Source organism: Micromonospora sp. CPCC 205539 (assembly GCF_036906815.1).
Taxonomy (GTDB): domain Bacteria; phylum Actinomycetota; class Actinomycetes; order Mycobacteriales; family Micromonosporaceae; genus Micromonospora.
The window spans coordinates 161,059-182,066 of the sequence record NZ_JBAKHW010000007.1; the positions used below are offsets into that span (position 1 = coordinate 161,059).

Annotated in this window: 17 protein-coding genes and 1 pseudogene; 3 read left to right on the plus strand and 15 right to left on the minus strand. The window is 66.0% G+C overall.

Annotated features, from left to right (window positions below):
- Positions 1 to 23 precede the first annotated feature (23 nt).
- The 4 genes and pseudogenes from V6V47_RS32695 to V6V47_RS08940 all read right to left on the minus strand — a co-directional run.
- A pseudogene (locus V6V47_RS32695) lies at positions 24 to 227 on the minus strand (DNA methyltransferase); the annotation flags it as partial.
- Positions 227 to 1,579, minus strand: a complete 1,353-nt coding sequence (locus V6V47_RS08930; protein ID WP_334627606.1) for a DNA double-strand break repair nuclease NurA — start codon at positions 1,577 to 1,579, stop codon at positions 227 to 229. The gene V6V47_RS08930 and the pseudogene V6V47_RS32695, both read right to left, overlap by 1 nt.
- A complete protein-coding gene (locus tag V6V47_RS08935) occupies positions 1,579 to 3,702 on the minus strand; it encodes a helicase HerA domain-containing protein (RefSeq protein ID WP_334627607.1) in 2,124 nt (707 codons plus the stop codon). The genes V6V47_RS08930 and V6V47_RS08935 overlap by 1 nt, the downstream gene beginning before the upstream one ends.
- 79 nt (positions 3,703 to 3,781) lie before the next feature.
- Positions 3,782 to 5,095 carry a PIN-like domain-containing protein gene (locus tag V6V47_RS08940; RefSeq protein ID WP_334627608.1) on the minus strand — a complete coding sequence of 438 codons (1,314 nt, stop codon included), beginning with the start codon at positions 5,093 to 5,095 and terminating at the stop codon, positions 3,782 to 3,784.
- Between the two features lie 664 nt (positions 5,096 to 5,759).
- On the opposite strand from V6V47_RS08940, the gene V6V47_RS08945 reads away from it, so the two are divergent.
- Positions 5,760 to 8,840, plus strand: a complete 3,081-nt coding sequence (locus V6V47_RS08945) for a DUF3427 domain-containing protein (protein ID WP_334627609.1) — start codon at positions 5,760 to 5,762, stop codon at positions 8,838 to 8,840.
- An 80-nt stretch (positions 8,841 to 8,920) separates the two neighbouring features.
- On the opposite strand, the gene V6V47_RS08950 is transcribed toward V6V47_RS08945, so the two are convergent.
- Positions 8,921 to 9,328 (minus strand): hypothetical protein, encoded by a 408-nt coding sequence (locus V6V47_RS08950; RefSeq protein WP_334627610.1) that lies wholly within the window; start codon positions 9,326 to 9,328, stop codon positions 8,921 to 8,923.
- A gap of 88 nt (positions 9,329 to 9,416) precedes the next feature.
- A complete protein-coding gene (locus V6V47_RS08955; protein ID WP_334627611.1) occupies positions 9,417 to 9,974 on the minus strand; it encodes a hypothetical protein in 558 nt (185 codons plus the stop codon).
- Between the two features lie 532 nt (positions 9,975 to 10,506).
- On the opposite strand from V6V47_RS08955, the gene V6V47_RS08960 reads away from it, so the two are divergent.
- Positions 10,507 to 10,944 carry a VOC family protein gene (locus tag V6V47_RS08960; RefSeq protein WP_334627612.1) on the plus strand — a complete coding sequence of 146 codons (438 nt, stop codon included), beginning with the start codon at positions 10,507 to 10,509 and terminating at the stop codon, positions 10,942 to 10,944.
- Between the two features lie 36 nt (positions 10,945 to 10,980).
- Here the strand turns inward: V6V47_RS08960 and V6V47_RS08965 are convergent, their stop codons facing one another.
- The 8 genes from V6V47_RS08965 to V6V47_RS09000 form a co-directional block, all read right to left on the minus strand.
- Positions 10,981 to 12,183, minus strand: a complete 1,203-nt coding sequence (locus tag V6V47_RS08965) for a hypothetical protein (RefSeq protein ID WP_334627613.1) — start codon at positions 12,181 to 12,183, stop codon at positions 10,981 to 10,983.
- A gap of 294 nt (positions 12,184 to 12,477) precedes the next feature.
- Positions 12,478 to 13,254: a PPOX class F420-dependent oxidoreductase gene (locus V6V47_RS08970; RefSeq protein ID WP_334627614.1), complete on the minus strand. Its 777-nt coding sequence runs from the start codon at positions 13,252 to 13,254 to the stop codon at positions 12,478 to 12,480.
- Between the two features lie 77 nt (positions 13,255 to 13,331).
- Entirely contained in the window at positions 13,332 to 14,483 is a 1,152-nt protein-coding gene (locus V6V47_RS08975) for an epoxide hydrolase family protein (protein WP_334627615.1), read from the minus strand.
- Between the two features lie 194 nt (positions 14,484 to 14,677).
- On the minus strand, positions 14,678 to 15,049 hold the full coding sequence (locus V6V47_RS08980) for a YciI family protein (protein WP_334627616.1): 372 nt from the start codon (positions 15,047 to 15,049) through the stop codon (positions 14,678 to 14,680).
- 43 nt (positions 15,050 to 15,092) lie between these two features.
- Entirely contained in the window at positions 15,093 to 15,767 is a 675-nt protein-coding gene (locus V6V47_RS08985) for a DUF998 domain-containing protein (protein ID WP_334627617.1), read from the minus strand.
- Between the two features lie 125 nt (positions 15,768 to 15,892).
- Complete coding sequence (locus tag V6V47_RS08990; protein ID WP_334627618.1) at positions 15,893 to 17,167, minus strand: RNA polymerase sigma factor; 1,275 nt, start codon at positions 17,165 to 17,167, stop codon at positions 15,893 to 15,895.
- 53 nt (positions 17,168 to 17,220) lie between these two features.
- Positions 17,221 to 17,766: a WapI family immunity protein gene (locus V6V47_RS08995; RefSeq protein WP_334627619.1), complete on the minus strand. Its 546-nt coding sequence runs from the start codon at positions 17,764 to 17,766 to the stop codon at positions 17,221 to 17,223.
- Between the two features lie 47 nt (positions 17,767 to 17,813).
- Positions 17,814 to 18,962: a hypothetical protein gene (locus tag V6V47_RS09000; RefSeq protein WP_334627620.1), complete on the minus strand. Its 1,149-nt coding sequence runs from the start codon at positions 18,960 to 18,962 to the stop codon at positions 17,814 to 17,816.
- Positions 18,963 to 19,130: 168 nt separating this feature from the next.
- Between V6V47_RS09000 and V6V47_RS09005 the strand changes: the two genes are divergently transcribed.
- The gene (locus tag V6V47_RS09005; RefSeq protein ID WP_334627621.1) at positions 19,131 to 20,681 is read left to right on the plus strand and encodes a gluconokinase; all 1,551 of its coding nucleotides are present in this window, start codon (positions 19,131 to 19,133) and stop codon (positions 20,679 to 20,681) included.
- A gap of 19 nt (positions 20,682 to 20,700) precedes the next feature.
- On the opposite strand, the gene V6V47_RS09010 is transcribed toward V6V47_RS09005, so the two are convergent.
- Entirely contained in the window at positions 20,701 to 20,985 is a 285-nt protein-coding gene (locus tag V6V47_RS09010; protein WP_334627622.1) for a putative quinol monooxygenase, read from the minus strand.
- Positions 20,986 to 21,008 lie beyond the last annotated feature (23 nt).

Consider the following 21,008-nt stretch of genomic DNA (forward strand, 5'->3'; position numbering starts at 1 on the left):
CACCAACCTACAGGATTTATCTCGATACCAATCGCCCTGCGACCCTGACATGCAGCACTAAAAACAGCCGTTCCGCGCCCAGCAAATGGATCCAGCACAGTGTCCCCAGGGGCAGTGAATCGGGAGATAACATCGTCCGCGAAACGAGTGGGAAACATTGCGTAATAGGGTCCCACTCCTTCCCACCGACGGCTCGCCGACCCATAGTCGCGCTTCGACTGCACCATCAATCATCCTTCATTAAAGCTGCGGCCAGTTGCTTCAGAACCTTCTCGCCGAGATGCAGTGGAATCGCAGCATGAGCGTGGGCAGATACGATTGGCGTCAATGCATTCTCAAAGCGCGAAGAGACAAGCTTGTCCAGCAATTCACATACCAGCGGGAGCTGGGGGTAACGCGAGACGTCGGAGGTATCGAGCGTATCCTGATCATCGTCAAGAAAGGGGATGTTTGCAACAATCCGTGACCCATTTGCTGTCTTATAAAACAACTTTCGCCCAAAGTAAGTGTCCGCGCCATAACGTTTACCACTATTCGAGTAGATTATCCGCTTCTTGATGTACCCGTCGTCAGGGAGGAAGTAAGAACGATTAGCGAACAAAGGAGTATCCTCGTCCACCATTATATCGATGTCTGCGAAGTGTTCGACAAACGTTCCGCCTTTCTCGATTCCGATAATCAATAGATCTGATCCGCCTCCCTGCGCAACTTTGGCGTTGAGACGTTTCAACTCCGTACTTATGGCCGCACTCAACCATGCCGGATGGCCAAATATGGCCAGTGGCCCGTCAATAATGAAGGCGATCTTCTCAACTTTCGAAAGCATTCCCCGGGATTCGAAGCAACGGAGGAGATGGACTAGAAGCAGCCGCTCCCAGACTTGCATTACTTCACCCAGAACCTCACCGTTGGAGGAGTCATCCCTGAAGCCTTCGTGAACCCTGAGCGCATCGGTCGAGAAGATTGCTCGACGTTTCTGGCACCCGCACTCTGTCAGTCCAGTTCGGACTAGGACGCTTTCACCGCACCCATCGTAAGAATACGGACACCGCTGGGGCTTAGTGTCAGGCTTAAGTCGCAGGAGTGCCTCGTAGGTTTCGATAAGCCGGACGTGGTCGTCGTCGTCAACTATTGCATCGTGGAACAGATCGTATAACTCAGCCCTGAACGAATCTCTAGCCGAAATATGCTCCCTGGTCACGACGTTGCTACCCGGCAGCGCGGCAGGCAGCGTCGCGGCTTCCTCAGTCGTTCGGAACTTGACTGGGTCAACCGGCCTTTGCTCGTCTAAAGCATCGATGAGCTTTAGGTTAAGCAGCACACTTGCGACAGTTATATAGCCGACGCGTGCTCCAGGATACCCATTCGTTACCTTGACCTCGGCATTACTCCCGTCGATGGCAAGTACCAGCTCAGGCAGGGCGACGTCCGAGGGAGGTGCGTCTAGGGGTTTTGGCAAACCTTCCCCGGCGCCGTCAACACGTACCCTCTTCGCTCGGGTTAATAGTGCTCTCACCTGGTCCGAGTCAGCTATACGTTGAAGCGGTCGATAGGCCGCAAACTCGCCCTCGTAAGGCATCAGGACTCACCCTCGACGGCACTATGATCGATAGAAAATCGGTCGACCTGGATGGGTACAACATAGGGATTCGAAAGAGTCTTCAGCCGGATAAACCCAGGATCTTGGGCTCTAAGGATACTTGCCTCGAAGTCGGCGAAGTCGTAGAACTTGCGCAACTCTTTGGTCTCATCGGTATTATTCAAGTGACCGATGAACCAGTTTGCAGTATTCCGCAAGATGTTCCGCTGGATAGAGCTAACTTCTTGCGTTGCGTATACCAACCCAATGCGATACTTGCTACCTTCCTTTGCAGCGCGGACCCAAACATCAGTGAAGTCCGTTTGACTGGCGGAAGGCAAAATATTGTGAGCTTCCTCGACGTATACGAGCACCTCTGGTGGCGATGAAGCGTTTCGAAATTTTTGCTGATTCTCTTCGAAAATCCGCCACATGATTCGATCCGCCGACGTTCTGTTGATTAACGGATCACCACTCGATTGGTCAACAATTACAAGGCGCCCGGATTCTAAGTGAGTATAGATATCCTCGGCGTAATCCGTGCTTGTGCTATGGGTATGCTGTCCCGCGACTCTACCTATTTGCTTCGATCCATTAGCGTAGAAGAACATCTCCAGAATCTTTTTAAGATCATCATCGGCCCAAGAGCCGGTAGAGCTTCCTTTCACATACTCCTGGTCAAAGTCGCCGAAAGCCGAGCCGCCATCTACTATGTAATTGCGCAGATAAGTGAGCGCCGTAATAAGTTCCGACCACGTCGGTGATCTCTTCGAAAGTATAGCGGCGCACGTTGCGTACTGCTTCGGCTCCTTACCCCCCGACGAAGCGAGAGCATTAATGAACTGCTCTCCGAATAGCCTACTCCTGCCACTCGCCATCGCTGGTCGAATTTCTTCTGAGGCTTCAAATCCAGCTTTTACTAGGAGAGCTCGATAACATAGAACCCGCCGGTGGTACCGAATCGCGCTTCCCCCGAACGCATCTTCGGGCGGTGTAAAATTCACATCGCGAAAGTTTGCGATGAATTTCGTCGTATCTCCCGCTAACGCGGTGTCGATTATTTGTTTCCCTACCTGGAGGTTTTCGGCAACGTGGAAGTTCAATAGCATAAGTTTTCGTCCAGGGTCATTCGGATGAGGCACAATCCCATAAGTCACCACATCTTCTTTGAACTGACCCGGGTTGTTGGGTGCTACAGCCCACACGTTCTTGATAGCCGTAGGGTTCCGCTTTTCGTCGGCATCTTGCGTGTTATCGTTTGCGTATTCGCCATCTGGATCGAACACAATCTGGCCAATGCGACGAGGGGCCGGTGCCCAACGGAGCGCAAAAATCGACCGCAACACGATCTTGGTCGTATTCGATTTGCCCATTCGAGTCATGCCGAACAAGGCAGTTTTTTGAGCTAGAAGATCAATTGGAGTAATCGAGACACCAACGGTATTTACTTGCTGGAAACTCCGATTCGTTGACGCGTAGCGGACTCTTCCCACTGGCACCTGCAGCCCCCCACCATCCTTGTGGCGGCGCGGGTCTCGGTAGTTAACTATCCTGCCGAGCGTCGCCGCCCGAGGCTTGAAGACTTTTAACCCTCGATTCGGGTAGTAATTGCTCAAATCTGCCCCGAAAGTGAGCGACCCTCCAATTCCTTCAATATCGTCGACGTGAAAAGTCCCCAGGACGCGACATCTAACTCCCGCGTAGCTCAATAGGTGGTTGGTTGCGGGATCCATCACGTCCTTGTGATCCCAACTCTTCTCTCGCTCGCCTGAGACTCGTTGCGCTGTCTCGACTCGCACCCGAAGGGCTTCTTGAGCATTCGGCAGGTTGGCTTGGTCTAGGACTCGGAGAAGGACTATCGAGGAATCCTCCTCCTGCGTGTCTATCTTTTCGCCCTCAATAATTCTTGTCGCAAGGAGGAATGATAGTGCAGGTATGCCGCCTACCTGCCGTCGATGATGATCGTGTATCTGAACGAGAGCTTCGTTGTAGCCGAGTGAGTAGACTTCGCCAACGTAGGCCTCGAAATCTAGCAGATCAAGGAGAAGGCGGGAATCCGGATCATTGTCATCGTCAGATCCATTATCCTCAATTTGCTGTTTGATCGTACTAAAAATGCCCATGCTTCCTCCCTGCAAACTCAGTGAGCAATTCGGTCTCGAACTATGCCTTTCAGCTGGTAGTGACTGTCTGACCGATTTCTTACGCCATCAGAGAATTTTGGGTTCCAAGAACTTCTAACCGCTGCCTTAGAGCGGCAGCTTGCGCGGACAGTTCATCTATTCTCGAAGCGACTATTCTCGCGAAAGACCTGGGATCATTATTTCCGGATTCCCCCGGCCGCTGTTCGAGACTAATTCGGAGGCCATCGCGCTCCGCGAGTATTCGCGCAAGACGCAACTCAAGGACAGCGGCGTCGGCGTTTTCTGCGCTGCCGCCTGCCATCGACGAACTGGACAATCTACTTAGCTGAGTAGCGGCGGCGTGACCCTGCCACGAGTCCGTGTCTGGTACTGCAGCGCCCTCGGAAATTCGTTCGACCTCGTCGTAGGTCTTAGTCTCCAACGGCGCTCCTAGAACTTCGTGGGCGCCCCGAAGAAATTCCTTGGGCGTTAAGATCAGGAGTTCTGCCGCTGCCCGTGACCGCATTTCTTCATGGAGGGCAGGCCAAGGCCTCAGCGGCTTCCCATTATTATCCAGTTCGTACCAGTCGCCCTTGGTGTCTCCGGAAACAAAGATGAGTGATCGAGGTTTAGCTAAACTGGTCGCGAAAGAGATCATCTCTTCCCAGATGATGTAGTCGCCAGCCGCCCTGAGATCTGTATCTTTTTGGCCATCCGCGAAACCTGGTGGTATTTTGTTCGGATACCTGTAGTTGATTGCGATTTCGACCAATGCGCGCGTCGCCCCTTGCGCAAGCGGTGCCCCTACCGCGCCTGCAAAAAGTCCCGCAATTTGTGGAAGCAGTGGATCGTTTCCGCCTACGTGCTGAGGGCTCACAGCCTCCTCGGACTTAAGCCGCCTTAGCTTTTCAAGCAGATGCTTCTGCCAATCTTTCATCACGTCGTCGATGTCGGCGTCTGCAACCAGCTCTACGACCTCATCCGCGGCATCTTCATCTTGGGTCATCTCGCGAATCAGGTTCGCGACTTCCTCGCGTGATTCACGAATTAGGCGAGAAGCTGCTTGAAATTTGGTGCTGACATTCTTCCCGGTCGCCGATAATTGCGCGAGGCGCCCCTGGACTGCACTAGCCCTATTCCTCGAGAACTCGATCCCAACCTGATAGGGGAGCCAGAGGCGCTGCCGCTTCGCGAACAACTCGAGAGCAGATAATACTTGTTCACGTCCTGCCTTGGTGTAGCGGTAAAGGTCGAGTAGGACGTTCGCGTCTAGAATTACAGCCGCATCCTCGAAGAATTTCTTCGCCACGGACCCGGGTGGCGACATTTGCTGCGGCGTGAGCCACGATTCATACCGGGTCAGAAGGAGCCCCTCGGGCTTATCCTCAGACATAATCTTCTCCGCGAGGAACGGGAATCGCGCTAGGTTGCTGGACCTCCTGCGTCAGGGGCTGCCGGGCGCCCGCGCTGTCGGGATCCAAAACGAGGAAGCCGAGGGAGATCGATCCGGCTGACGGACCCGATTTGCAGCTTGCCGGCTCAGTGAGGGCCCGCTTGGCGTCATCGCATTCAACGAGCGCTGGCACGCCCGACCGATGCAGTTTGTAGGTCGCGGCAGACGAGGGTTGCCGGCGCGGAGCGACCAGCGAGGCGTTCATCGGAAACCCCAATTGACCCCGGGCAGCTTCTTGAGTCCGGTCGACATCGCCCCTCACCTCCCCACAAGGCGTGTCGGGGACATTACCGGCAGAGGCACTGTTAGCGGGACCCTATGTATTCAGCCGATCGGGTTGGCCTGCCTGGCCTCTCTGCAGTGTCAATGGCCTCCGGAGTGGATACGACGTAAGGCCATGGGCTGTCGGCAGACACGATGTTTACACTGGTGAGAGCACCGACCGTGTTATTCGAAGACTTCACCCCCGCCCAAGCGGAGAAGTCAAGACTGGGGGTGAGCATTGCCGTGTTAAGGGCCTGGCTCTGTCGGCAAACTGACAGGCCGACGGGAAACTCCAACGTGCGGACAGCGGGCTCCCGCATTCTCCCGCTAGGTTTCCTACGTGACGGATCTTGAGCGGGGCATTTACGAACACCTGATCACTCGTGAGCTGGCCGACCATCTCCAGCACGTCGACCCCGCCCTGGTCCAGCGCAACATCCTCAACCCCGCCGACGCGCACAACACCCTCGCCCGGCACATTGCCGAGCTGGCCAAGCGCGCCCTGCAAGCCCTCCCTACCGGCGACGACAAGCTCCACCGCCAGGTCGACCTGGCCAACCGCATCGCAGAAACCATCGCCGCACTGAGCCCACAGGCTGCGACGGAGCAGGACCAGGTAACCGACGCCAAGCACCTGCTCCACGCCATCGCCGCCCCACCAACTCCACCCGCGCAGCCCACCTTTCCGCAGCGCCCCGCCACCCCGCTCTCCACCGGCGCGCTGCTGGTCAACGGCCGTCACCAGCCCCGCATCGGCCACGAGGTCAACCACGAGATGGCCTCTGCCGACCAGGTGGACCTGCTCTGTGCGTTCATCAAGTGGTACGGCCTGCGCATCGTCGAGCCCGCCATCCGCGAGGTCATCGGGCGAGGCGGCCGAGTCCGGGTCATCACCACGACCTACCTCGGTGCCACCGATCAGCGAGCGCTGGACCGGCTCGCCGAGCTGGGCGCTGAGGTCAAGGTGTCGTACGAGACCAGGACCACCCGGCTACACGCCAAGGCGTGGCTGTTCCGCCGGGGCAACGGCACCACCACCGCGTACGTCGGCTCGTCGAACCTGTCGAAGACCGCGCTGGTCGACGGCGTCGAGTGGAACGTCCGCATCTCGAACATCGAGCAGCCGCACGTCATCGACACCTTCACCGCAACGTTCGAGGACTACTGGAACGATCCGGCGTTCGAGGAGTACGACGCGGCCCGGGATGCCGAGCGGCTCAGGCACGCGCTCAGCGGGGAGCGCCGCGACGAGGCTCCGACCGAGATCTCCAACCTTGACGTGCGCCCGTACCCGTATCAGGCCGAGATCCTGGCTGACCTGGACGCGGAGCGGCAGGTGCACGGCCGCTACCGGAACCTGGTCGTGATGGCGACCGGCACCGGCAAGACGGTGGTCGCCGCGCTGGACTACCGCCGGCTGCGCAGGGCGGGTCAGGCAGAATCGCTGCTCTTCGTGGCCCACCAGGAGCAGATCCTGCGGCAGAGCCTGTCGACGTTCCGCCAGGTGGTGGGGGACGGCAGCTTCGGCGAAACGCTCGTCGGGGGCAAGGTGCCGCAGGACTGGCGGCACGTCTTTGCCTCCATCCAGTCGCTACATCGGCGGGAGATCGACCCCGAGGCGTACGACATGGTTATCGTCGACGAGTTCCACCATGCAGAGGCGCCGACGTACACCAAGTTGTTGGGCCGACTGCGGCCGCGCGTACTCCTGGGACTGACGGCGACCCCCGACCGGGCCGACGGCACTGACGTGCGCGGGTGGTTCGGCGGCCGGACGGCCGTCGAACTGCACCTGTGGGACGCGTTGGAGCGGCAACTGTTGGCGCCGTTCCAGTATTTCGGGTTGCACGACGACGTCGACCTGTCGCAGTTGGCGTGGAAGCGCGGTCAGGGGTACGACCTGGCCGAGTTGGGCGGCCTCTATACCGGCAACCACGCTCGGGCGCGGACAGTGCTGCGAGCCGTGAACGAAAAGGTGGACACCGGGCGCATGCGGGCGCTCGGGTTCTGCGTGAGCATCGGGCACGCGGAGTTCATGGCCGACTGGTTCCGTCAGCACGGCGTACCGTCGGCCTCGGTTACCTCGAAGGTCGACCGCGCCGCGCGGGACGTGCTGCTGCGGGACTTCAAGTCGGGCAAGCTGCGGGTGCTCTTCACGGTGGACCTGTTCAACGAGGGCGTCGACCTGCCGATGGTCGACACGATCCTGATGCTGCGGCCCACCGAGAGCGCCACGATTTTCCTGCAACAGCTCGGCCGCGGGCTGCGCCTCGACGACGACAAGCCCTGCCTGACCGTGCTCGACTTCATCGGTGGGCAGCACGCCAACTTCCGCTTCGACCTGCGGTGGCGGGCACTGACCGGGGTTACTCGCCGGGCCATCACCGAGGCGGTTCGTGACGACTTCCCGAGCCTGCCCAGCGGCTGCCACGTCGAGCTGGACCGAGTGGCCAAGGAGGTCGTGCTCCGCAACCTGGAGAAGGCGATGCCCACGTCGAAGCCCGGCCTCGTCGCGGAGCTACGGCAGCTCGGCGACGTCAGCCTGGCGACGTTCCTCCGTGAGACCGGCTTGGAGATCGAGGACGTGTACCGCTCGGCCAGCGTCGGTGGATGGACGGGGCTGCGCCGGCTCGCCGGCATCGAGACGTCCGCCCCCGGGCCGCACGACCGGGAACTGGGCCGGGCGATTGGCCGCATGCTGCACACCGACGACGTGGACCGTCTGAGGCTGCTGACTGAGGTCGCGGGCGGTCGGCCGCCGTACGCCGAAGCTGGTCGGCTATTGGACATGCTGCACTTCAGCCTGTGGGGGCCGAACGCGGCGCTGGCGTCGCGCGACGAGCGGCTGGCTGCGCTCTCGAAGGAGCCGGCTCGCTGCGCCGAGTTGCAGCAGGTCGCCGAGGTGCTGCGGGACCGCATCCACCGCGTCACGCCGACTGTCGTTACGGGTGATGTGCCGCTGCGGGTACACGCTCGGTACAGCCGCAACGAGGCATGCGCGGCCTTCGGTATGACCAACCCGGGGTCGCTGCGCGAGGGGGTGAAGTGGCTTCCCGACGCCCAGGCCGACCTGTTCTTCGTCACGCTGGTCAAGTCGGAGGTGCACTACTCCCCCACCACGATGTACGCCGACCGGGCCATCACCGAGACGCTGTTCCAGTGGGAGTCGCAGAGCACCACGTCGTCGGAGTCGGCGACTGGGCAGCGCTACCGCCAGCACGCGTCACGCGGGTCGACGGTGCACCTGTTCGTGCGGGAGACCAGGATTCCCGACCGCGACCTGGGCGCGCCGGCATATCTGTACGCCGGCCCGATGACCTATCGGGAGCACACTGGCGACCGGCCGATGCGGATCATCTGGCGGCTTCACCACGCCCTACCCGCCGACGTGTATGCCGCTGCGCGGGCCATCGCTGCGTAGCCCTCCCGGCCAAAACCGCGGTTAAGCGGCGGCCGCGTTCGGCGCGAACCTGACGTCGAGCCGCATGTCAAGGTTGCGCTCTACGCCTTCGAAGCGGACAGCCGTGCGCGCAGGCGCGGAGTGAGCATGATTTTGTAAGGCAGATCGCGAAGTTCCCCCGCGGTTGTCGAGAAGCCCTGCTCCGTGAGCGTCGCGGCCATGTCGTGCCATGGGTGTTCGTCGTTCGACGTCTCCCCGTCGTCCGGCAGCACGACGTTTCGAACGTTGTCTAGCACCCGATCCTCGGTCAGGTAGAGCGCAAGAGTGGCTGCGCCGCCGGTCGACGGCACGCTGGTCCAGCCCAGCTCCCGCAGCAGTACAGGCTGCCCTTCAGAAAGCTCTGCGAATTCATTTACAGTGAAATCGAGCCTGCTGCCCGGGTTCGCACCGACACCCTCCGTCGGAGGCAAGTCGCACAGTGCATAGAGGGCGATTATTCGAGCAGTCATGAGCAACATCCTACGGGCTGCAGACGAGCCACTGGGGCACGCTGTGAGCAGTTGCCACCGCCACAGCGCACCCCGAGTTAAACCGCAATCAGTTGACGGCGCAAGGCAACTCGCGCACAGCGGTAACCGCTTGCTCGGGAGAGTCCACTTGACCAATCAAATCGACGTCGATACGACTCCGCCACGACACTACAGCGGAGCTCTGGCAGGTCGCACGCGCGTTCGCGCGGTTCGCGGAACCGCTGCCAGAGTAGACGGGGCTCTTCGACCCACTGCCCTTGACCCGCCAACTGCCGTCTGAGTAATACTCCTCAAGCCAGATCTTCACCGTCGCCCGCGTGCCTGATGCGCAGTTGATGTTAATCCACCACCCGTGCCCGGTGGCATCGTTGCCGGTCTTGTGGACATAGTCGCCGTCCGTGACGAACGCGCATGGGGCCAGCGCCACCATGTCTGATGCGCTTGCGCTGCTGCCGCGCTCGCTCGCCGGCGCAACTGCGGGATGGGCAGCCTCGGGTGCCGAGCCGCTGTCGGCAGCGGCAGGGGTGGCAGGTAGGGCGGTAACGGCCAGGAACACCCCTAGAGATAGGGCGATCAGTCGACGCCCACCAAATGGCGCAGCAATACCAGACGATCCTGCTCGCATGCTTCTCCCTTTTTGACCGAACAATTCCAGGACAATTCAGGTGCAGCGGTGGCCGCAGGGACCAGCACGGTTGCCGCAGTAGCGCTTATTGAGAGACTTCCATGCGGCTGCGACCACGTCAAGGCTTGGTGGATTGATTCGGTGGAGCCTGGCGCTCATATGCACATTTCGAGGGAAAAAGCCAGGAGTCGATAATTTGAGCGTGCGTCGTGAATGCCGTCGCCACCGCCTGTTTACCGCTCCGCGCGGCGCGCGACAAGACCACTTTTGTTTCCGAAAGCCCGACCGCCTTACGACGCTCCTTTCAGGGATGCAGTTCCCGCGCGCCGAGTGCATTTCGCATAGCTCAATGAGCAGTGCACTCGCGTTTCACAGCGCTCCTCTTTCCTCGATCGCAACGTGACAGCGCAAAACGCATAATGATGCGTGGAGGCGGCGCGGGGAGGGCACCGACCGGACGCGGCGGCGCTTTGGCGACCGCAACAACCTCGCCGTCTACACGCCTCCGAGTGATCGGCGTTAGGTTGCTGGGATGGAACAGCGAATAAGCCTGATCACCCTGGGAGTCAGGGACCTACAGCGGTCGAAGGCGTTCTACGAGCGGCTGGGCTGGCAAGGCCAGGAGGTCGAGGAGACGGTCTTCCTCCAGGCCGGCGGCTTGGCCTTGGTGCTCTGGGGACGCGACAAGCTGGCCGAGGACGCGGGCGTCGACGACCCGGGCACCGACGGCTTCGGCGGGATGACCCTCGCCCAGAACGTCCGGTCCCGGGATGAGGTCGACGAGCTGATCGGCACGGCGGCGGCCGCCGGGGCCGAGGTGACCCGCCCGGCTCGGGAGACGTTCTACGGCGGGTACGCGGCCTACTTCGCCGACCCGGACGGTCACCTCTGGGAAATCGCCTGGAACCCCGGCTTCACCCTCGGTCCGGACGGCACCCTCACCGTCCCCGACTTCAGCGCCACCGAATGAGGCGGGCCGCAAGAGACGACATCGCAAGGCAACGCGTCACGGGCAGGGCACCGGCAGTTGAAATGGACCCAGACATGCCGAGAGCGCTGTGGAGTCCGGCGAAGGCGACGGAGTTGCGGTAGGCGAGGCCGGGGCAGTGGGCGAAGCCGACGCACTGGGTGGGGGCGTGGTCGGAGCCGGACGGGGCCTCGGCGTCGACGTGGCGGACGGAGCCGGAGCACTGGGCACGCCCGGAGCGACGGACGGCACCGGACCAGCAGGCGGGACCCGAACCGCAGGCGGAACCGGAGCGATCATGGGCACCGGGCTGGACGACGGCACCACCGGCCGAACGGCGGCGCCACCCGACAGCACCCCGCTGGTGGCCCGTACCGCAGCATCGCCCGCAGTGGACGTACCTCGCTCGCGCTCGTCCAAACGAGACGGGGTGACAGCGTCAACGGCGTTGATGGTGCCCGCCTCCGCCCGGCCCACCGAACTGCCCGATTCCGGCCCGAACGCGCCAGCCGTCAGCGTCGCGAACATCGTCGCCGCGACGGCGGCAACGGCGACCGCCCGCCGATCGGGCCGCACCGCCGTCGTCGGCGCCTCGTCCGGCGAGACCACCGCCACCGGCACCGGCCGGTCACCCCGATGAGCCGCCAGCAGGGCGTCGAGCTGCGCGACAACCGCAGCCCGGGACCCGTCGAAGATCGCGACGGCGAGGGCCAGGTAGAAGCGGGCGTTGACCGCGGCGGCGGCCGGCACCCGCAGCCCGGTGAGCCGACCGTGGTCGGTGGTGTGCAGCAGCGTCAGCGGGACGTCGGGGTGGTGTGCGGCGCCGAGCAGGTCCGCGTACCGCCACTCGCGCCGGTGATCCCGTCCTGCGAAGGCCACCCGCCGGCTGGTCACGACGGCCATCCCGGTGTCGACGATCCGCAGACCGTCCGGCAGGGCGTCGTTCGGGGTGTCGGCGAAGTCGCTGGGGCCGGGCGTGGGCAGTCCGAGAACGTGCCGCGCCTGGACCTCGACCAGCGACGCGACGGGCAGGACCCGGAAGACGAGTTCGTCGTCGTCCAGGTCCACCGCCAGGCCGGTACGCGGCTGCGTGCAGCCGAGGAACTCGGCCGCCTCGATCCGTAATCGGGTCAGGTGGTCCTGGCGTCGGAGCCAGGCGACGGAATCGCTCCGGTACGCGCGCCGCCGCCGCTCGTTCTCGCGGTCAGCCCAGGTGAGCTGCCAATGGGTCGCTGAAGTCACGGTCACAGGCGATACAACCGCTCATGTACGGGACAGGGAACGCGACCCAGATCGATGTACCCCTTTGTTCCCGAAAGGAGAGATTTTACAGACCAGCACCACCCCCGCTCCGCCGACGCCCCATTCCCCCCGCCTCGCCGATCTTGCAGTTTCGGTCGCCGATATGCGTGGGATGCCCGCTACGTCGAGGCAGCAAGTGCAAGATCGCGGGAGGCAGAGCGAGGCTCAGCGGGGCAGAGCGGGGCGGGGCGGGTTGACGGACCAGCCACCGCCCTCACCAGACGGCCACGCCGACTAGCGCTTCGGTACGAGCGCGAAGTGCACCGTACGGCCGCTCCTGCTCCGCCCGAGGCGGTGCATCAGGGGCACGAGCACCCCGTGCAGCAGCGGGTACTTGCGTCGCAGGCTGCGGGCTGCCTCGGCGTACTCCTGGCCGGTCAACGGGCGGGCGGTGGCCTCGATGGGCGGGCCGGTCGGCGCGCCGCGCTGGGTCGACGGGGCCACGGTGACGGCCGGGTTGTTGCGGATCCGCACGGTCTTCCAGGCCCGTTCGAAGCTGCGCACGTATGCCTGGTCGCCGGCCACCGCGATGCTCACCGGCGTCGCGACCGGTCGGCCATCCCGGCGGTACGTGGTCAGCACGACCGTCTTCTGCCGCTCGAACGGGGCCAGCTCCGGCGCACTGGCCGGCGTGACCGAGCCGATCACCCAGCCCAGCTCACTCCACCGGTATGCAAATGCCACCACGGCCACCACCACGGCACCGGCGATCGCGATGGTCTGCCCGGTGGTGCCGCCGAGGTTGCGGTCGACGAGGTGGATGATCGTGTGGGCCGTCCCGCCGACCGCGTAGCCGGCCAGCGCCACGGTGAGCGCGTCGGCCCAGATGATGGCGAGCAGCAGGGTCACGCCGATGCCGAGCTGGAAGGCACCGATGTCGTGCACGAAGTGCCGGGCGGGCGGGAAGTTGGCCCAGTTGCTGAACGCGGTCGGCGCGAGCATCGCCCAGACGCCGACGATCGTGGAGGCCAGCCCGAGCAGGGCGGCGGCGGTTCTGACGAGTCCTCTCATGCTCTTATGACGAGGCCGCGCGCCTCTGCGTGACGAGGTGGAGCCGGGCCGGTGGGCCGGCCCGGCTCCACCGCTGGTCACTGAGCGTGCAGGGTGGTGAAGAAGTGGCGCAGCTCACCGGCGAGGAGGTCCGGCTCCTCCAGCGGCATGAAATGCCCGCCCCGGCCCGGCTCGCTCCAGTGCCGGATGTCGGTGCAGGCCCGCTCGGCGATCTCGCGGGGGAAGTTGGCCTGCGCGGGTTCGGTGCTCACTGTGAACGCGGCGGGCACGGTGATGTCGGGTCGCGGGGTGTTGTGGTCGAAGTCGGCGTACTGCCGGAACGACGATCCGATCGAGTCGCTCACCCAGTAGAGCGTGATGATCGTCAGCAGGGTGTCGGCGTCGATGCTGTTCGCCAGGTCCCCGTGGTTGTCGCTCCAGTCCCGGTACTTGTCGACGATCCACGCGGCCAGCCCGGCCGGTGAGTCGGCCAGCGCCGCCGCGAGGGTGTCCGGCCGGGTGCCCATGATCGAGCTGTAGCCGCCGTCGGTCTCGTCGTACGCGGCCTCGGCGTCCAGGAACGCCTGCTCGGCCGGGGACAGCGGCCGGGCGTCGAAGCTGGCCGGGAACGGCGGGTGGATCATGTGGATGCCGGCCACCTGCTCCGGGTACAGGGCACCCAACCAGCCGGTCACCACCCCGCCGACGTCACCGCCGAAGGCGCCGTACCGCTGGTAGCCGAGCACGTCGGTCATCAGCTCGTGCAGCGTCCGGGCCAGCAGAGCCCGGGTCACCGGCTCGTCGGGTGCCTCCGAGAAGGCGAAGCCGGGCAGCGAGGGCACCACCACGTCGAACGCGTCGGCGGGGTCACCCCCGAAGCGCGCGGGGTCGGTCAGCCGGTCGACCAGCGGCAGCATCTCGACGAAGCTGCTGGGCCAGCCGTGGCTGAGGAGCAACGGCAACCGCGCGCTCGTACCGGCCGGCCGCACCGCGCGGACATGCAGGAAGTGCAGCTTCCGGCCACCGACAAGGGCCACAAACTGGGGGTACGCGTTGAGCTGCGCCTCGCGGGCCCGCCAGCCGAAGCCGGTCCGCCAGTAGGACACCAGGTCCTTGAGGTAGTCGGGGTCGACCCCGCCCTGCCACGGCTGGTCGCCGCTGCGGGTGGTGAATCGGGTACGGGCCAGCCGGGCCCGCAGATCGTCGAGGACCGCATCAGATACGTCGATGCGGAACGAGGAGAAAGACATGTGTCCTCCGGGATAGGGAGGGCGCACTCCCCGACGCGAAGAGGTCAGCTGAGGGGGACGGACGAGAAGGGCGCCCAGACGTGACAACGGGTGTTCACGGGGCTCACCTCCTTCTCGTCGCTGACGAAGATCACCCTACACAGGACCGCGCCGCCACCCAAGGGGGTGTGGCGGCGCGGCACCGTGTGGTCGGATCAGGCCGGGTGGCCGCCCTCGGGCATCTCGAAGACCTTGCGGACGTCCACCTCGACCTCACCGATCGTCTCGGCGAAGACGTCGGCGAACCGCCGGCCCCATTCCACCGCCTCCTCCTGGGAACGCACGTCCAGCAGGGCGAATCCGGCGATCAACTCCTTGGTTTCGGTGAACGGCCCGTCGGTGACGGTGGTCTTTCCACCGGTGACGGTGATCCGGGTGGCGCCCTTGGAGGTCTCGCAGAGCCCTTCGGCGGCGAGCAGCACCCCGGCCTTGGCCACCTCCTTCTGGAAGCTCTCCATCCGGGCGATGAACTCCGGGCTCGGGTTGAAGGCACCCGGCAGGGTTTCGTCGAGCTTGTGCATCAGCATGTAGCGCATTGGTGTGGGCCTCTCGTGATCGATGAACACGTGGTCAGCGGGTGAGCGGTCGAGCGCAGAGAGCGGTGAGCCAGCCGAAGGTGACGACGCTGGCGAGCGCCATCCGGACGCTGATGCTGCCCTGGTCGGGGAAGGCCAGCACCGCGACGACGGCCAGCGCGCTGAGGAGGGAGAAGGCCGCCCACCCGCGCTGCCCGGCCCGCCACCAGGTGCGGGCGAAGACCAGGAAGGCCACGGACAGCGACCCGAACGCCAGCCCCGCGCCGACACCGTGGCCGACGGCGTGCCAGCTCACGGTCGCGGGCGCGCCCTCCGGCGCACCGGTCGGCCAACCCATGCTGGGATCGGAGACCAGCACCCCGGCGACGATCAGGCCGAGGCCGTGCACCGCGATCAGCGCCGGCCCCCACGTCCCGCCCGGCTCGCCGCGCAGCGTCCGGCGCAGCCCGACCGCGCCGGCGAGGGCGAGCAGGCCGGTCACCACGAAGTTGGCGGTCTGGATCCAGCCCAGGTCGCCCAGGGCGAGCAGGCTGAGCGGTTGCCGGGTCAGGTCGAACCCGTCGCGGGTGAGCACCTGGGCCGCGGCCACCACCGCGAAGAGCGGGCCGGCGAGAACTCCGCCGGTCAGCAGGGCCCTGGTCGTCGTACGCCGAGAGTCAACGCCTGCCACCGCAGACCCTGCGCCCGTGGCGTTCGCCGTCGTCGTCATGCCGATCTCCTCGTCTCAGCCGGCCGGTCGCCGGTCCCGCGCGCCGGTGCGAGCCGGCTTTCACAGACGCGTCGAGCGGTCCGGCCGGGATACGACATGACGGCCAAAGATTTTCCGGAGTTTTTTCAGCGGGTCGGCGCGACGCCCCGAGCGCAGTCGGCGGCGCGGGCGAGCAGCAGTGTCCGCTCCCGTTCGTTGCCGGTGAGGTGGGCGGCCCTCTCGAACTCGGCTCGCGCCTCGTCGTAGCGGCCCAACTTGGCCAACAGGTCTCCGAGAACGCTGGGCAGCAGGTGATAGTCGGCCAGCGCCGGCTCGTCGGCCAGCGCCCGAGCCAGGTCGAGACCGGCGGCCGGGCCGGCGGCGAAGGAGACGGCGACGGCCCGGTTCAGCTCCACGACCGGCGACGGCACGACCCGGGCCAGCTCCGCGTAGCCGGCCGCGATCCGCGTCCAGTCCGTCTCCTCCGGGGTACGCGCCCGAGCGTGGCAGGCCGCGATCGCGGCCTGCAGGGCGTACGGGCCGGGTGGTCCGTCGGCGGCGCGGGCCCGGTCCAGTGCGGCCAGACCCCGACGAATCAGCATCCGATCCCAGCGTTCCCGGTCCTGTTCCATGAGCAGGATCGGCTCGCCGGTGGGATCGACCCGGGCAGCGGTACGCGATGCCTGGATTTCCAGCAGCGCGGCAAGGCCGTGCACCTCGGGCTCGTCGGGCATCAGGCTCTGGAGGACGCGGGCCAGGCGGAGCGCGTCCGCGCACAGGGCTGGGCGCATCCAGTCGTCGCCAGCCGTCGCCGAGTAACCCTCATTGAAGATCAGGTAGATCACCTCCAGCACGGAGGCGAGCCGTTCACCACGCTCGGCGACGCCGGGCACCTCGAACGGCACCTTCGCCTCGGCCAGGGTCTTCTTTGCCCGGGTGATCCGCTGCGCGACGGTCGTCTCGGGCACCAGGAACGCTCGCGCGATCTCCTCGGTCTTGAGGCCGCCGAGCATCCGCAGGGTCAGCGCCGCCCGCGCCTGCGGCGACAGCACCGGGTGGCAGGCGGTGAAGACCAACCGCAGTAGGTCGTCCTCGATTCGTTCCTCGAAGGCGGCGTCGAAGTCCGGGGTGAACTGCTCGTCTTCGAGGTCGTTGCCAAGTTCGACGACACGGCGTTCGAGCAGGCTCCGGCGGCGCAGCGCGTCGATCGCCCGCCGTTTGCCGACGGTGGTCAACCAGGCGCCCGGGTTGGTCGGCACGCCGTCGCGCGCCCACTGCTCGAGTGCCGCCACCAGGGCGTCCTGCGCCAACTCCTCGGCCCAGCCGACGTCCCGCACCAGGCCGGCCAGGGCGGCGATCACCCGCCCGGCTTCGATCCGCCAGACCGCCTCGACCGTGCGGTGCACCCGCTCATCCCCCATGACCGCCCATCAGAGCAGGCCGAGGTCGCGGGGACAAGGAACGTCCCCGTTCGTCAGCCCGCCCGTCGGGGGTGTGTCACCGGGCCGGGCAGTGGACCCCGGGCCGGAAACCGCGACGACACCCTCGGCGGGTACGCGTCGACGTGCTCGGCCCACTGCTCGGCGGCGACCGCCAGCGCGTCCGCCGACACGGTGAGGACCAGCGGGTAGACGGCGGTGATCGGGCGGCGCATCCACGGTGGCAGCGACTCGGCGGAGAACTCCACGGTCAGCTCCAGCCGACGCCGACGGATCGCCCGGGTCCGCAGGACCAGGTTGGGTTCGGTGAAGCGGACCAGCGCCGGTGGCGGGTTCAGCCCGACGGCCGCCTCGGCTTGCCCGCGGAGCCAGCCGCCGAGCGCGCGGGCCTCCTCGACCATGAGGCTCGGGTAGTGGTGTGCCCAGTGCTGGCCGTCGGCGGTGCGGGCGTCCACCTCGATGAGCAGCCAGTCGTGCCAACCGGGCACGGCCCGCTCGGGATCGTCGGGCGGCTCGACGCCCGGCTGGTAGCCCACCGGGCGGATGCGCACCCGGGCACCGTCGTCGGACCGGATCTCCACCCACCAATTCTCGCCGATATAAACCGGCGAGTAACCAGAATTCGGGATTAACCGGTCACCGTCCGTCGGACGCCACGGTGCTCGGCGCAGGCGCGCGACGTGCCGCCGGTCAGGCTCACCGCGCCGTCGCGGCACTGCACGAGGTAACCCCGACCGGCCCAGAACTGCGGTACGCAGTCGAACCAGTCGCACACCTCGGCCGCCGGTTTGCGGATCCGCGGGCCGCCGCAGTAGTCGTACCCCAACGGATTGACCGGCGCGCCACAGCGCGCGTCGCGACTCGCGGTGGGCGACGGACGCGGCGACTTCGTCGGCTTCGGCGACGTGCCGCGCGCCGGCGCGGACGCCTTCGGGCGGGCCAGCGCGGGGACCGCGCTGGTGGTGGGCGCCGGGGTGGCCGCGACGGCGACCTCCGCGCCGCCGTTCGGATCGGAAGGGTCCGACTCGAACAGCGCCGCCGGCACCAGCAGCGCGATGGCCGCGGCCACCGCGACGGTACGCCGACCGCCCGGCACCCGCGACGTGAGCCGGGCCTGCGCGGGGGTGTTCACGGCCGGCCGGAACGGCTTGAGCTGGCCGTGCTCGTCGATCAGCTCGTCGAGTTGAGTGAGGACAGCGGCGCGCTGCTCGATCGCGTCGGCGAAGGCCAGGGTGAGCTTGAACCGGAAGTCCGGCGCCGCGTCGGTGGGCAGCATCAGCCCGGAGATCCGCCGCCGGTCCAAAACCTGGATCAGGGTGACCGGCGCGCCCGGGTCGTGGGACAGGCCGGTCATTCGGCCGTACGCCCAGTCACGCCGCCCACGTCCGCCGAGCAGCACCAGTCGACGACTGGTGATCACCGCCATGCCCGCGTCGGTGACCCGGACGCCGTCCGGGCGGCGCGGGCGCAGCGGCCCGGGTGGTGGAGCTACCGCCAGGTCCGGCGCGGGGAGCACGATGGTGTGCCGCATCTCGACCAGTTGCGCCGCCGGCAACGCCCAGAGGACCACCTCTTCGCCGGCCAGCTCCAACGGCAGGCCGGCGCCGGCCTGTGCGGTGCCCTGGAAGTCGGCGGCCAGGGCGCGTAGCCGCCGCAACTCGTCGTCGCGCCGTCGCCACGCTGCCTCGGCGCCGCGGTACGTGCTGACCCGCCGCACGTTCTGCCGGTGCGCCCACCGGTACCGCCATGTAGAACCCGTCGAATCAGTCAATGCCACGCCGACTCCTCCGCCGCGCAGGCCACCAATCTGGGTGTCACTGGGTTCAACAGTCACCGCGCGTCGCCCGGACACGCCGGATCGGGCAAACTATCCGATCGTCGGAACAACCAGGACGATAGGGCGATACTGTTGCGTCGATTCACCTTTACCGAGGGGGTGCGCGCCGTGCCGCAGGACACCCGGCCCGGCGTGGTCATCGGCGTCGACATCGGCACCACGAGCACCAAGGCCGTCGCGTACGACACCGCTGGCCGGCAACTCGCCAGCCACTCGACCGGCTACCCGCTGGACAACCCCCAGCCCGGGTACGCCGAGCAGGACCCGCAACGCATCCTCGACGCCGTGCTGGAGTCGGTCCGTGCGGTGGTGACCGACCTGGTCGAGCCGATCGCCGGGCTGGCGTTCAGCAGCGCGATGCACAGCCTCATCGGGCTGGACCACGGCGGCAACCCCGTCACCCCGTCGGTGACCTGGGCCGACTCACGCTCCACCCGACAGGCCGAGCGGCTGCGGGCGGTGCCGTCCGGGCTGGCCCTGCACCGACGCACCGGGACGCCCATCCACCCGATGGCGCCGCTGCCCAAGCTGCTCTGGTTCGCCGAGCTGGAGCCGAAGCTCTTCGACGGGGTCGTGCACTGGGTGGGCATCAAGGACTGGGTGCTTCTGCGGCTCTGCGGCACGCTGGTCACCGACCACTCGATCGCCTCGGCCACCGGCCTCATGGACATCCACCGACTCGTGTGGGACACCGAGGCGCTGGCCATCGCCGGCATCACCGACGAGCAGCTCCCCCACCTCGTCGCCACCACCGCCGTACTCCCCGGGCTCACCCCGCAGGCCGCGGCCGCCACCGGCCTGCCGCAGCGCACCCCGGTGGTGGTGGGTGCCGGTGACGGGCCACTGGCCAACCTGGGCCTGGGCGCGGTGCACCCCGGCATGGTGGCCTGCTCGATCGGCACCAGCGGCGCGATGCGGGTGATGGTCGAACGCCCCGGCGTGGACCCGCTCGGCGGCGTGTTCTGCTACGCGCTCACCGAGGACCGTTGGGTGGTCGGCGGCGCGATCAACAACGGCGGCATCGTGCTCAAGTGGGCCGGTGACGCGCTCGCGCCGGAGCTGGGCGAGCACGCCCACGCCGACCTTGTCGCGCTGGCGGCCCGGGCACCGGTCGGCTCGGGCGGGCTCATCATGCTGCCGTACCTCCTCAGTGAACGCGCCCCGCACTGGAGCGCCCTGCCGCGCGGCGCGTACGTGGGGTTGACCCACGGGCACCGCCGCGAGCACCTGGTGCGGGCCGCGTTGGAGGGGGTCTGCCAGCAGCTCGCGCTGGTGCTCACCTCGGTACGCGCGGCCGGCAACGAGGTCCGCGAGATCCGGGCCGGCGGCGGCTTCGCCCGCAGTGGCCTGTGGCGGCAGATGCTCGCCGACGTGCTCGGCCTGCCGGTGAGCTTTCCCAGCGGGCACGAGGGGTCGAGCTTCGGCGCGGCGCTGCTCGGCATGCAGGCGCTGGGGCTGATCGACTCCATCGACGTGGCCGCCGACCTGGTGCAGATCGAGGAGACGGTACGCCCCGACGCGACCGCCGCCGCCACCTACTCGTCCCTGCTGCCGCTCTTCGCCGAGCTGTACGACGCGCTGGTGCCCACCTTCATGTCGCTGCGCCGGCTGGCACCCGGCCTGCCACCGGAGCCCACCCCCGCGCCGCCACCCATGTGACCCTGCCCGTCGGCCAGGGTCAGGGCGCCTCCACGCTCGCGATCAGGTAGCGGCGTACGTCAGCGCCGAGGATGGCCGCCGACTGCTCGTCGCTCGGCCCGGAGCCACGGAACGCCTCCAACTGCTCCGCGGACTCCCACCGCTCGTAGACGTGGATCCGCCCCGCGTCCAGCGGGTCGGCCGCGAGCAGGAAGTCGAGACAGCCGGCGGCGGCACGTGCCTGCGCGATGGTGTCCCGGCAGGCCGACAGGTAGTCGTCGCGCGCGGCCGGGTCGACGGACAGGCTGCCTGCAATGATCAACACGCGCGCTCCCGGGGCGGTAGTTT

Bases quoted from the DNA above. Each gene is read 5' to 3' on its own strand.
- V6V47_RS08980 (WP_334627616.1), bottom strand. From the start codon at position 15,049: ATGCTGATGCACAAGCTCGACGAAACCCTGCCGGGTGCCTTCAACCCG.
- V6V47_RS08975 (WP_334627615.1), bottom strand. From the start codon at position 14,483: ATGTCTTTCTCCTCGTTCCGCATCGACGTATCTGATGCGGTCCTCGAC.
- V6V47_RS08955 (WP_334627611.1), bottom strand. From the start codon at position 9,974: ATGCGAGCAGGATCGTCTGGTATTGCTGCGCCATTTGGTGGGCGTCGA.
- V6V47_RS08960 (WP_334627612.1), top strand. From the start codon at position 10,507: ATGGAACAGCGAATAAGCCTGATCACCCTGGGAGTCAGGGACCTACAG.
- V6V47_RS08930 (WP_334627606.1), bottom strand. From the start codon at position 1,579: ATGCCTTACGAGGGCGAGTTTGCGGCCTATCGACCGCTTCAACGTATA.
- V6V47_RS08990 (WP_334627618.1), bottom strand. From the start codon at position 17,167: ATGGGGGATGAGCGGGTGCACCGCACGGTCGAGGCGGTCTGGCGGATC.
- V6V47_RS08935 (WP_334627607.1), bottom strand. From the start codon at position 3,702: ATGGGCATTTTTAGTACGATCAAACAGCAAATTGAGGATAATGGATCT.
- V6V47_RS08940 (WP_334627608.1), bottom strand. From the start codon at position 5,095: ATGTCTGAGGATAAGCCCGAGGGGCTCCTTCTGACCCGGTATGAATCG.
- V6V47_RS08985 (WP_334627617.1), bottom strand. From the start codon at position 15,767: ATGACGACGACGGCGAACGCCACGGGCGCAGGGTCTGCGGTGGCAGGC.
- V6V47_RS08970 (WP_334627614.1), bottom strand. From the start codon at position 13,254: ATGAGAGGACTCGTCAGAACCGCCGCCGCCCTGCTCGGGCTGGCCTCC.
- V6V47_RS08950 (WP_334627610.1), bottom strand. From the start codon at position 9,328: ATGACTGCTCGAATAATCGCCCTCTATGCACTGTGCGACTTGCCTCCG.